The organism is Actinosynnema sp. NPDC059335 (assembly GCF_042752395.1).
Lineage (GTDB): Bacteria > Actinomycetota > Actinomycetes > Mycobacteriales > Pseudonocardiaceae > Actinosynnema.
Genome location: NZ_JBHYXZ010000119.1, coordinates 16,257 through 27,909 on the forward strand (window position 1 = coordinate 16,257; position 11,653 = coordinate 27,909).

The 11,653-nt window shown below is 71.8% G+C and carries 13 protein-coding genes; 9 read left to right on the forward strand and 4 right to left on the reverse strand.

Features of this window, described 5'->3' with window-relative positions; all coding sequences use genetic code 11:
* Positions 1-2 precede the first annotated feature (2 nt).
* The 3 genes from ACFXGA_RS29435 (at position 3) to ACFXGA_RS29445 (ending at position 3,450) form a co-directional block, all read left to right on the forward strand.
* Entirely contained in the window at positions 3-1,184 is a 1,182-nt protein-coding gene (locus tag ACFXGA_RS29435; RefSeq protein ID WP_378093402.1) for an ABC transporter ATP-binding protein, read from the forward strand.
* Positions 1,185-1,475: 291 nt separating this feature from the next.
* Positions 1,476-2,363, forward strand: a complete 888-nt coding sequence (locus ACFXGA_RS29440) for an SDR family NAD(P)-dependent oxidoreductase (RefSeq protein WP_378093404.1) — start codon at positions 1,476-1,478, stop codon at positions 2,361-2,363.
* Between the two features lie 115 nt (positions 2,364-2,478).
* A complete protein-coding gene (locus tag ACFXGA_RS29445) occupies positions 2,479-3,450 on the forward strand; it encodes a hypothetical protein (RefSeq protein WP_378093406.1) in 972 nt (323 codons plus the stop codon).
* Between the two features lies 1 nt (position 3,451).
* Here the strand turns inward: ACFXGA_RS29445 and ACFXGA_RS29450 are convergent, their stop codons facing one another.
* Positions 3,452-4,291 (reverse strand): chromosome partitioning protein ParB, encoded by an 840-nt coding sequence (locus ACFXGA_RS29450; RefSeq protein WP_378093409.1) that lies wholly within the window; start codon positions 4,289-4,291, stop codon positions 3,452-3,454.
* Entirely contained in the window at positions 4,281-4,970 is a 690-nt protein-coding gene (locus ACFXGA_RS29455; RefSeq protein ID WP_378093411.1) for a metallophosphoesterase, read from the reverse strand. The genes ACFXGA_RS29450 and ACFXGA_RS29455 overlap by 11 nt, the downstream gene beginning before the upstream one ends.
* A 106-nt stretch (positions 4,971-5,076) precedes the next feature.
* Between ACFXGA_RS29455 and ACFXGA_RS29460 the strand changes: the two genes are divergently transcribed.
* Positions 5,077-6,162: a DUF2332 domain-containing protein gene (locus ACFXGA_RS29460; protein WP_378093413.1), complete on the forward strand. Its 1,086-nt coding sequence runs from the start codon at positions 5,077-5,079 to the stop codon at positions 6,160-6,162.
* 144 nt (positions 6,163-6,306) lie between these two features.
* Here ACFXGA_RS29460 and corA read toward each other — a convergent pair whose 3' ends face one another.
* On the reverse strand, positions 6,307-7,383 hold the full coding sequence (corA, locus tag ACFXGA_RS29465; protein WP_378093415.1) for a magnesium/cobalt transporter CorA: 1,077 nt from the start codon (positions 7,381-7,383) through the stop codon (positions 6,307-6,309).
* 99 nt (positions 7,384-7,482) lie between these two features.
* Between corA and ACFXGA_RS29470 the strand changes: the two genes are divergently transcribed.
* Together ACFXGA_RS29470 and ACFXGA_RS29475 are read left to right on the forward strand one after the other, a co-directional pair.
* Positions 7,483-8,205: a MaoC family dehydratase gene (locus tag ACFXGA_RS29470; protein ID WP_378093417.1), complete on the forward strand. Its 723-nt coding sequence runs from the start codon at positions 7,483-7,485 to the stop codon at positions 8,203-8,205.
* Position 8,206: 1 nt separating this feature from the next.
* Positions 8,207-9,292: a DUF2332 domain-containing protein gene (locus tag ACFXGA_RS29475; RefSeq protein WP_378093419.1), complete on the forward strand. Its 1,086-nt coding sequence runs from the start codon at positions 8,207-8,209 to the stop codon at positions 9,290-9,292.
* Positions 9,293-9,326: 34 nt separating this feature from the next.
* Here the strand turns inward: ACFXGA_RS29475 and ACFXGA_RS29480 are convergent, their stop codons facing one another.
* Positions 9,327-9,746 (reverse strand): NUDIX domain-containing protein, encoded by a 420-nt coding sequence (locus tag ACFXGA_RS29480; protein WP_378093421.1) that lies wholly within the window; start codon positions 9,744-9,746, stop codon positions 9,327-9,329.
* A 137-nt stretch (positions 9,747-9,883) separates the two neighbouring features.
* Between ACFXGA_RS29480 and ACFXGA_RS29485 the strand changes: the two genes are divergently transcribed.
* From ACFXGA_RS29485 to ACFXGA_RS29495, 3 genes are read left to right on the forward strand one after another with little or no spacing between them, the layout of a single operon-like run.
* The gene (locus tag ACFXGA_RS29485) at positions 9,884-10,042 is read left to right on the forward strand and encodes a hypothetical protein (RefSeq protein ID WP_378093423.1); all 159 of its coding nucleotides are present in this window, start codon (positions 9,884-9,886) and stop codon (positions 10,040-10,042) included.
* Between the two features lie 37 nt (positions 10,043-10,079).
* A complete protein-coding gene (locus tag ACFXGA_RS29490) occupies positions 10,080-10,640 on the forward strand; it encodes a PH domain-containing protein (RefSeq protein WP_378093425.1) in 561 nt (186 codons plus the stop codon).
* Between the two features lie 14 nt (positions 10,641-10,654).
* Complete coding sequence (locus tag ACFXGA_RS29495; protein ID WP_378093427.1) at positions 10,655-11,512, forward strand: PHP domain-containing protein; 858 nt, start codon at positions 10,655-10,657, stop codon at positions 11,510-11,512.
* Positions 11,513-11,653: the final 141 nt, after the last annotated feature.

The window sequence follows — 11,653 nt, forward strand, 5'->3', positions numbered from 1 at the left end:
CAATGGCCGAGATCGTTCTGGACCGCGTGACCAAGCAGTACCCCGACGGCGCGGTGGCCGTGCGGGACGTGGACCTCGAGATCGCCGACGGCGAGTTCGTCATCCTCGTCGGCCCGTCCGGCTGCGGGAAGTCCACGACCCTCAACATGATCGCGGGCCTGGAGGACATCACGTCCGGCGAGCTGCGCATCGGCGGCGAGCGGGTCAACGAGCGCGCGCCCAAGGACCGCGACATCGCCATGGTGTTCCAGTCCTACGCGCTGTACCCGCACATGACGGTGAAGGAGAACATGGCCTTCCCGCTGCGACTGGCCAAAGTGGACGACGCGACCGTGGAGAAGAAGGTCCGCGACGCCGCCGAGATCCTCGACCTGACCCAGCACCTGGACCGCAAGCCGTCGAACCTGTCCGGCGGGCAGCGGCAGCGGGTCGCGATGGGGCGCGCGATCGTGCGCAGCCCCAAGGCGTTCCTGATGGACGAGCCGCTGTCCAACCTGGACGCCAAGCTGCGCGTGCAGATGCGCACCTCGGTGTCGCGGCTGCAGAAGCGGCTCGGCACCACCACCGTGTACGTGACGCACGACCAGACCGAGGCGATGACCCTCGGCGACCGGGTGGTGGTGATGCGCGGCGGCGCGGTGCAGCAGGTCGGCGCGCCGCAGTTCCTCTACGACAACCCGGCCAACCTGTTCGTCGCCGGGTTCATCGGCTCGCCCGCGATGAACTTCGTGCCGGCCGCGCTGGAGAACGGCGTGCTGCGCTCGGGCCTGGGCGACGTGCCGCTCACCGACCGGGTGCGCACGCTGCTCGAAGGCGCGGACGCGCCCCGCGAGGTGATCATGGGGTTGCGGCCCGAGCACTTCGAGGACGCCCGGCTGGTGGACGAGGCCGTGCGGGCGAAGGGCGTCACGTTCACCAGCGACGTGGATGTGCTGGAGTCGATGGGCTCGGACAAGTTCGCCTACTTCAGCCTCCACGGTGAGCAGGCGACGTCGGCGGAGCTGGCCGAGCTGGCGGCCGACGCGGGCTCGGCCGACGTGCCGGGCGGCGGCGTGTCGCTGGTCGCCCGGATCGCCGCGACGTCCACCGCGGTCGCGGGCGAGCCGGCCGAGATCTGGTTCGACGCCGACCAGGTGCAGCTGTTCGACCCGGGCAGCGGGCGCAACCTGACCTACCGCGGCTGACCGGCCGCCGGAAGGCCGCCCCCGGTCGCCGGGGGCGGCCTTTCACGTTTTCCCGGTGGTCCCGACGACGGCCAAACGGGGGTTTTCCGGAGGTCACGGGAAGGGACCGACCAGTCGGGGGCATCGGCAGGGACGAACTCCGTAGTCCATTCAGCGCAGCAAACACGCATCTCGTCGCATTCGCCGCGCACGCCGCCGCGACCGGTCCCCACCCTGGTCGAAAGGCGGGAACGACCCCGACCGCGAAGCGCCGGGGCAGGGGAGACCGCCGAGCACAGAGAAGAGCGCGAGATGGGGATTCTTGACGGCAAGGCGGTCGTGGTCACCGGGGCGGGACGAGGGCTCGGCGAGGCGTACGCGATGCACGCGGCGCAGGCCGGCGCCGCGGTGGTGGTCAACGACATCGACTCCGACCAGGCGGAACAGGTCGCCGAGCGCATCCGGACGTACGGCGGGCGCGCGGTGGCCAGCGGGCACACGGTGGCCGACGCCGGCGAGGCCGAGAAGATCGTGGGAATGTGCCTGGCCGAGTTCGGCCGGCTCGACGGCCTGGTCAACAACGCCGGGCTGAACTACGAGGCGCTGCCCTGGGAGGACGAGCCGGAATCCATCCGGCGGATCGTCGACGTGAACGTCCTGGGAGTCATATACACCGGAATGGCGGCGATGCGCGCGATGCGCGAGCAGGGTTCCGGCTCGATCGTGAACATTTCGTCCGGCGCGTTTCTGGGCCAGCGGAAACTGGGCGCCTACTCGGCCACCAAAGGCGCGGTCGCGTCGCTCAGCTCGTCCTGGGCGCTTGACCTGGAAGGGGAGAACATCCGGGTCAACGCCGTGTGCCCGGTCGCCCACACCCGGATGGTGTGGAAGTCGGAGCGCTCGCTGCGGGCCATCCCCGCCGACCGCACCCCCGGCAAGGTCGCGCCGCTCGTGCTGTTCCTGCTCAGCGACGCGGCCGACGGCATCACCGGCCAGGTCGTCCGGTGCAACGGGCGGCAGCTGCACCTGGTCGGCCACCCGTACTTCAAGCAGCCGATCCTGGAGAGCGACACCTGGGACACCACGTCGGTGAAGCGGGCGTTCGACGGCGTCCTGCAGGCCCACCTGGAACCGTTCGGGCTGGAGAAGCGCATGCCGCCGCGGCTGCGGCAGCTCGTGGAGCCGGGCCGGACGGCCTGAGCCGGGCGGGGGAGTGCCGCCCGCCGGCGCTTCCCCACCCACCGTGACACACCGACGCTCACCACCCCTTCGGGTGATCGCCTGACCGGTGGTCCTTGCTGCGACGATGCTGGTCATGGGCACGCGCACACCCCGGGTCACGGACTGGCGGCTGGTGGTGCAGTCCCGCCTGGACCGGGTGCGCTCCGACCTCGCCGCGCTCGGCCCGCCCGACCCGCTCGACCCGGAGAGCCGGCAGTGGCGGGCGGTGGCCGAGCAGGAGGCCGCCGTGGTCGAGGACATGATCACGCGCACCGAGTCGCGCCGGCGCACGGTCGCGTCGTGGTGGTCCGGGTGGCACATCGAACGCGCCTGGCGGTCCCTGCACGAGGCCGAGATCGCGGTCGTCGCCGCGGGCAGCGGGTTCCTCGGCCGGCTGCCCGGCCTCAAGGCCCGCGTCGCCGAGAACCTGGACGAGGCCGACCCGCGCCGGGTCGCCCTGGAGGAGCTGCGCCCCGGCGAGTTCCCGCTCGCCGTCGAACGGGAGATCGTGGTCGACGCGCTGCGGGCCGCGTTCGACGCCTCCGACTTCGCCCACGCCGGGTCGCGGGCGCTGCGCAACAAGCTGATCGCCACGTCCGTGGTGCTGTTCGTGGTCAACACCCTGCTGGGCGTGGTCGGCCTGCTGCGGCCGGGCCTGATCCCGATGTGCGTGAGCGCGGAGAAGCTGCCCACGGTGTGCCCGGCGGGCCAGACCGCCTCGGGCGCGGACGTGTGGCTGACGCAGGTGTTCGGCGCGTTCGGCGCGGTGCTGTCGGCCGTCGTGCTGCTGCTGCGGCGACGCCCCAGCCTCTCGCCGTACGTGATGGTCGGCTACCAGGCCATGATCAAGGTGCTGCTGGGCGCGGCGCTGGCCGTGGTCGGCATCCTGGGCCTCGGCGCGGGCGTGACCACCGGTCTCATCGGCGTGGCGTCGCAGGCGGCCCTGCTGCTGTGGGCGGTCATCCTCGGCTACGGCCAGCAGGTCGCGACCCGGCTGCTGGACAGCTACACCGACCGGGTCATGGACCGGGCCCGCCCGCTGCCCCGGCTGGAGGACCAGCGGTAGCTCACCGGCGCGACCGCAGCGTCGAGATGACGTCGGCGTCCCACCGGTGGGTGCGGATCAGCCGGTACCGCTCGCCCGCGACCCACAGGTACGCCTCGGTCTCCGTGCGGTCGCCGACCAGGTCCGCCTGCCGCAGCATGTCCACCACCGGCCGGTACTCCTCGGCGTACCAGCGCCGGGCGACCGTCGGCCGGTCCAGGAACACGCCCTCGTCCTGCATCAGCCGGAAGCCCCACGCCTCCACGTGCTCGCCCAGCGCGGCGTAGTCCCGCGGGTCCGACAGCAGCACCGAGGCCCCCTCGTGCCCGCCCAGCGGCACCCGTTCCAGGAACAGCCGCCGGTAGTCCTTCACGATCAGGTCGCCCCGGTGGCGGATCCCGTGCGCCGCGACCCGCGTCACGACCTCCGTCACGTACGCGTCGATCACCTCCAGCCCCAGCGCGTGCGCGACCGACACCCGGTGGTGCCCGTCCTGCACGAAGTGCAGGTCGCCGACCCGGTACACCTCGATCGGCGGCACCGCCTCGCCGCGCCGCTGCGCCAGCGCCAACCGCTGCCACCGCTCCCGCACCCGCGCCGACGTGGGCCGGAACCGGCGGTCGAAGTCCCGGGTCCGGTCCACGCTGCCCACGATCGAGTCCAGCCGGATCGTCCGCAGCCCCAGCCGCCGCTCGGTGACCAACCCGAGCGACTCCACCACCTCGTGGAACGGCAGCATGATGTTCACGTCGTCCGGCTCCCGGCGCAGCCACGCGGCCAGCCGCGACATCACCTGCCGCCGGCGCGCCCGCTGGAAGTCGTTCTCCGCGTCGGCCCGCGGGAACCCGGTGTCACGGGGCACGGCCCTCCTCCTCTCGACGCCCTCCGGACGGGATGTCCAACACCTTGTGACCCACCACGTTCACCACCCGCGTCGCGCCGAGCGTGCGGTCCGGTCTCGGCTCGCCGTGCGGGTGGATGTGCCCGTGCAGCAGCAGCGCGGGCCGCAGCCGCCGCACCGCGTCGTGCAGGCAGGCGAACCCCCGGTGCGGCGGGTCCGGCTCGTCGCCGCAGCCCAGCGGCGGCGAGTGGGTGAGCAGCACGTCCACCCCGCGGCCGTCCCGCAGCCGCCGCCACCGGGCGGTCCGCAGCACCCGCCGCAGCCGCCGCGCCTGCTGCCGCTCGGTCCACTGGTTCGGCCCCTCCCGGTACCGGATCGAGCCGCCCAGCCCGGCGATCCGCAGCCCGGCGACGTCCACCACCCGCTCGTCGGCGTTCACCCCGCCCGCCGGACCCGGCCAGCGCGCCGGCAGGCCCGCCCTGGTCCACAGGCCCCGCACGTTCGCGTACCCGGTCAGGTCCACGTCGTGGTTGCCGGGCACGAACACGCACGGCCGGTCCAGCGCGGTCGCCAGGAACTCCAGGTAGTCGAACGGCAGGTCGCCCGCCGCGACGATCAGGTCCACGTCGTCGAACCCGCGCACCCGGTCCGTCCACAGCCGTTCCACGACCTCGTCGGCCACCGCGAGCACCTTCGGCATCCACCGAGCCTAGGCGTTCGCGCCGCCGGCGACACCTCGTCGGGAAAAGGGTGAAATCCGGCCTCGTCCCCCTGCCGCACAAGGGAAACCGGGTTAGCGTCACGGTGTGCTCGCCGAGCTGTTCCTCGACGCGTCCCGCGCCTGCCGGGTCCACAGCCCGCTCACCCACCGGCTGCTGGTGTCGGCGGCGGACGACCTGGCCCGGGGCGGCGTCACCGCGCGGGTGATGGCGGGCGCGGAGTGCGACCGCCACGGCACCGTGCCCGGCCTGCGGTTCGCCGGGGCCCTGCACCGGCTCGTGCTGGAGGGCCGCGCGCCGACCCTGGCGAAGCACTACCCGACCGTCGGCGGCGAGCCCGACCTGGGCTCGGTGTGGGACGACGCGCTGCCCGTGCTGCACGAGCACACCGACCGGCTGCGCGCCCTGGTCGCCTCCACGGTCGTGCAGACCAACGAGCCGGGCCGCAGCGCGCCGCTGTTCGGCGGCCTCCAGACCGCCACCCACCTGGCCGCCGCCGAGGCCGACCGGCGCGCCTCGTTCCCCGTCAGGCTGCTGGAGGTGGGGGCGTCCGGCGGGCTGAACCTGCGCCCGCACCGCATCGCCTACCGCGTCGACGGGGAGACGTTCGGCGACCCGGGCAGCCCGTTCCGCCTCGACCCGCGGTGGACCGGCAGGCCCCCCGTCGACCTGCGCCACAACCTGCGCCTGGTCCGCCGGGCGGCGTGCGACCTCAACCCGGTCGACGTGTCCACAGAGGACGGGCGGCTGCACCTGTCGTCGTTCGTGTGGGCCGACCAGGTGCACCGCTTCGACCGGCTCCAGGCGGCGATCGGGCTGGCCAGGCTCGACCCGGTGCCGGTGCGGCGCGCGACCGGCCCCGAGTGGCTGGCCGAGCAGCTCGCCCGGCCCGAGCGCGACGTGCTGACCGTCGTCTGGCACTCGGTGGTCTGGCAGTACGCCTCGCCCGCCGACCGCGCCATGGGCCGCGCGATCCTGGCCGACGCCGCCTCCCGCGCCACCCCGATGGCGCCGCTGGCGCTGCTGGTCTACGAGCCGCGGCGGACCCACACCGCGGGCGCGTACGAGTTCCGGCTGCTGCTCAAGCTGTGGCCGGCGGGCATCTCGCTGCGCCTGGGCACGGGCGTGGGGCACGGCGTCCCGTTCACCTGGGACACCGCGCCGTGGACCTGACCGGTCAGTGCCCGTTCGCGATCAGCAGGGTCACCGTGGCGAGCCAGCCGAGCAGGAACGTGAGCACCCAGAACCGCAGGTTGGTGAGCATTCTGGACATGGGGGGACCATCCCGTCGCAGGAAGGGGCAGGGGGAAGGGGCCGCTACAGCCACTGGTTGCGACGGAATATTCGGTACAGCGTCAGGCAGACCACGAGGATCACCGCGATCACCATGGGGTAGCCGTAGCGCCAGTGCAGCTCCGGCATGAAGTCGAAGTTCATGCCGTACACGCCGACCACCATGGTCGGCACGGAGATGATCGCCACCCAGGCGGCGAGCTTGCGCATGTCCGAGTTCTGCTGGAGCGTGATCTTCGCCAGCACCGCGTTGACCAGCGTGGTCAGCAGCTCGTCGAAGTTCATCACCCGCTCCGACACCTCGGTGAGGTGGTCGTCGACGTCGCGGAAGTACGAGCGCACCTGCTCGGGCACCAGCGGCGTGTAGCCCTCCGCCAGCCGCCGCAGCGGCACCGCCAGCGGCATCACCGCCCGGCGCAGCTCCAGCACCTCGCGCTTCATCAGGTAGATCTGGTCCGCGCTGACCCGGCTGCGCGGCTGGAAGACCAGCGCCTCCATCTGGTCGATGTCGTCCTCGATGTGGTCGGTCACGTCGAGGTAGGTGTCGACCACGTGGTCGGCGATCGAGTACAGCACCGCCGCCGGGCCGTGCCGCAGCCGCTCCGGCTCCTCCTCCAGCTCCCGCCGCACCGCGGCGAGCCCCGAGTGGTTGCCGTGCCGGACCGTCACCACGAACTCGCGCCCCAGGAACACCATGATCTCGCCGCTCTCGACGATCTCGTTGGCGGTGTCCGGCGACGAGTTCTGGATGTACCGGACCGTCTTGAGCACCATGAACAGCATGTTGTCGTAGCGTTCGAGCTTGGGCCGCTGGTGCGCGTGCACCGCGTCCTCGACCGCCAGCTCGTGCAGGCCGAACGTCTCCGCGACACCCTGGATCTGCTCCTCGTCCGGCTCGTGCAGCCCGATCCAGACGAAACCCTCGCCGCGCCGGCGCACCTCGTCCACCGCGTCGGTGTGCGACCAGCGGCCGGGCAGCCGCGCGCCGTCCACGTACACGCCGCAGTCCACCACGTAGGCCGACAGCGGCACGGGGATCGGCGTGGCGGGACGGTCCTGGGCGCGGCCTCTCAGGCCGCCGAGCGAGGGCAAGCTGGGCACGGGTGACCTCCGGGTCGGGAAGCGTCGACTCGACGGAACGACGACGGCACGTCCCCGACCGGGTAACGCCGGGCCTAGCCCCGAGGAGCCGGCCCCCCGATGAGGACGCGCGAGGTACTCGCAGGATGGGGGTCGTTACTCATCGGTAGTCCTCACCTCCTCGGGTCGGTCGTCCGTGGCGGTGTAGTCGCTCACAGACCAGTTGCCGAGGGTACTCCCCCGGTGCTCACACTGTCGTCCCGGTCGGTGTGGTCCTCGATCACACCCGACCCCCAGACAGCCGGCCAACGGAGGCATGCGGTGCAGTTCGGGCGTTACTACGAGGAGTTCGAGGTCGGCGCGGTCTACAAGCACTGGCCCGGGAAGACGGTCACCGAGTACGACGACCACCTGTTCTGCCTGCTCACCATGAACCACCACCCGCTGCACATGGACGCGCACTACGCCGCGGAGGCCACCGAGTTCGGCAAGAACGTGGTCGTCGGCAACTACGTCTACTCGCTGCTGCTGGGCATGTCGGTGCCCGACGTGTCGGGCAAGGCCATCGCCAACCTGGAGGTGGAGTCGCTGCGGCACGTCAAGCCCACGTTCCACGGCGACACCATCTACGGTGAGACCGAGGTGCTGGCCAAGACGCCGTCCAAGTCGAAGGACGACCGGGGCGTGGTGCACGTCGAGACGCGCGGGTACAAACAGGATGGAACGGTCGTCTGCGTGTTCCGCCGGAAGGTCATGGTGCCCAAGCGCTCCCACGTGCCCGGGAACTCGACCGGTGGAGCGCGCGGCGGCGAGCAGCCCGGCAGGCCCGAACCCAAGGAGTGACGTGACCTCGCTGGATCTGGTGCGGGAACGACTGGCCCGGTTCGCCGAGCAGGAGGCGCACGGCGTCTCGCCGCTCTACGAGCACCTGGCCGCGCGCGCCGCCGACGATCCGGACGTCGCCGGCCTGCTGACCGCCGCCCCGGAGCGGTTCGCGCACGCGACCCTGCTCCTGGCGGCGGCGCACCGGCTCGTGCAGGCCGAGCCGTTCCACCGGCTGTCGGACTACTACCCGTCGCTCGGCGGCACGTACGGCGCGGACGAGCACACCTGGCCGCTGTTCCGGGACTTCGTGCTGGAGCGCGCCGACCGGATGCGCGAGCTGATCGGCTCCCGGACCGTGCAGACCAACGAGGTGCGCCGCGCGACCCTGGTCTACCCGGCGCTGGCGAAGGTGAAGGGACCGATCGGGCTGCTGGAGGTCGGCTGCTCGGCCGGGCTGCTGCTCAACCTGGACCGCTACGGCTACCGCTACCAGACCCAGCAGGCCGGCCAGCTCGCCGCCGGACCCGCCAAGGCGGCCCTCGGGCTGCACTGCGCGCTGGAGCTGGCCCCCGGCGCGGAGCTGCCGAAGATCCCCAAAACGGTGAAGATCGCGGCCAGGGTCGGGCTCGACCGCGCGCCCGCCGACCTCGCCGACGAGGACACCTACGCCTGGCTGGAGGCGTGCGTGTGGGCCGACCAGCCGGAGCGGCTCAGGCTGTTCGGCGTGGCCGCGACCGTGCAGCGCAAGTCCCCGCCGGAGCTGGTGGCGGGCGACGCGGTCGCGGACCTCGCCGAGGCCGCCGCCCGCGTGCCCGAGGACCTGCCGCTGGTGGTCCTGACCAGCAGCGTCCTGGCGTACGTGCCGGGGGAGGAGTTCGTCGCCGCGCTGCGCGACCTCGGCCGCCCGGTGTGGTGGCTCAGCCACGAGGGCTACGCCGCGGGCCTCGCCCACGTGCTCCCCGGGCGCGACGACCTGCGCCCCGGACCGGGCGACCCCGCGTTCGGCGTGGTCGGCCTGGTCCGGTTCGAGGACGGCGAGGCGCGGTCGGTCCAGGCGTTGGCCAAGACCGCGCCGCACGGCCAACGCCTCGTCTGGCTACCCTGATCGGGCGAAGTCGATCTCGTACGGGGGATGTCCGTCACGAACGGGGGAGCCGACCCCACTCCGCCAAGGTCTCGCGGAGCATCCCGGTGAGTGGGAGTGTGTCCAAGATCGCAGCGTCGGCCCAACACGCCGCGGAGGCGTCGTCCCCCGGTCGGAGCACGCCCGATCGCACCTGGCAGGCGTAGTCGCGGATCACGTAGAGGCCGTTCGGCGCAGGTCTCGTCACGGTTCCGACCAACTCGCCGACGGTCACGGAGAGTCCCGTTTCCTCCCGCAGTTCCCGCACGATTGCGGTCTCGTCCGACTCGCCGGGCTCGACTCGGCCACCCGGTAACGACCACAGTCCCTCACCTGGGGGATTGGCCCTCCGCACGAGTAACAGTCGCCCGTTCGAGTCGTGCACGATGCCGCCGACACAGTGGATGAGAGGTTCTCGTTCGGCCGTCACGATCACGAACCGTAGTCACACCGGGTTGGCGGTGCAGCACGCTGACCCAAGTGCGGTACAAATCTCCCGACGTGTCGCGGAGTGCGGTACAACGGTTTTCACTGGCGCCAAACGGGTGCGGGTAGCGAACGGGGTTGATCACCGTGAACCTGAAGAAGATCCTCACTTTCGCAGGGGTCGCCTTGGTCCTGTTCTTCCTCATCGCCGAGCCGCAGAACGCGGCTCAGCTGGTGCAGAACATCCTGGGCACGCTCCGGGACGCCGCTGAGGCGCTCATCACCTTCGTGCAACAATTGTTCTGAGTCGCCCGGTCCTCCCCCACGGCGAGAGGTCGAAGGCATGTTCGCACCACGGGACCCCGACGAGTACCTGCTCCCCACGGAGCGTCGGGTCATCCGGGTCCGCAGGCACTGGAGCAGTCTGCTCTGGGATCTCCTCGAGGCGGCGGCGCTGCTCGCCGGCGCGATGATGATCTCCTACCTGCTGCCCGACAACGCGGGCATCTTCCAGAACATCCTCTGGTACGCCTCGTTGTTCGTGGTGCTCAGGCTCGCCTACTTCGTCATGGAGTGGTGGGTGGAGCGGATCGTCGTCACCGACAAGAGGTTCATGATCTCCTCGGGGGTCTTCGAGACCAAGGTCGCGATGATGCCGATCAGCAAGGTGACCGACCTCACCTACGAGCGCTCGGTGCTCGGGCGCATGTTCGGCTTCGGGACCCTGGTCGTGGAGTCGGCGGGTCAGATCCAGGCCCTCAACCGGATCGAGTACCTGCCCAACCCCGAGGAGGTCTACGACGCGATCTCCGAGTTGACCTTCGGCGACAAGAAGGCACAGGCCGAGCGCTTCTCGATGATCAAGGCGCAGCGGGCGGCGCGCGGCAAGAAGATGGTGCCGTAGTTCAGACTGGTCGGGTGCGCATCGACCTGCACACCCACTCGACCGAGTCCGACGGCACGGACACGCCCGCGGAGCTGGTGGCGGCCGCGGCCGCCACCGGTCTGAGCGCCGTGGCGCTCACCGACCACGACACCGCCGCCGGCTGGGCGGAAGCGGCCAACGCGCTGCCCGCCGGCCTGAAGCTGGTGCGCGGCGCGGAGCTGTCCTGTGCCTCCGACGACGGCCGGGGCCGGGTCATCACCGTCCACCTCCTCGCCTACCTGTACGACCACACCTCGCCCGCGCTGGTCGAGGAGCAGCTGCGGCTGCGCCTCGAACGACGCCGGCGGCTGCGCCGCATGGCCGAGCGGATGGTGGCGGACGGGTTCCCGATCGACCCGGACGAGCTGATGGCCGCCATGCCGGCCGACGCGCCCGCCGGTCGACCCCACCTGGCCATGGCGTTGATCCGGGCCGGGGTGGTCGAGACCGTCGACGAGGCGTTCGCCAAGTACCTCACGGGTGGCCGCTACTACGTGCCGCGCACCGACACGCCGGTGGCGCGGGCGATCGAGATGATCGCCGAGGCGGGCGGCGTCACCGTGCTCGCGCACCCGTTCGCCTCGTCCCGCGGCCCGGTCGTGACCGACCAGGTGGTCGCCGACCTCGCGGCGCTCGGGCTGGGCGGGGTCGAGGTCGACCACCCCGACCACGACGCGCCGACGCGGGAGCGGCTGCGCGGCCTGGCGCGCGAACTGGGCCTGCTGACCACGGGGTCGAGCGACTACCACGGCACCAACAAGACCGTGCGGCTGGGCGCGGAGACCACCTCGCCGGACGTCCTGGACGCCCTCGCCGACCGCGCCACGGGCTGCAAGGTCCTCGTCGGCTGACCCCACCGCAGTCCTCACCACCGCCACGGCCCTCACCCTGGGAGTCACCTCACCCGACCCCTCCCGCGAGGTCGCGTCGGCCGTTCGCGTCCTCATCCCCGGCGATCACGCTTTTCGATCGCCGGGGATCAGGGCGCGAAC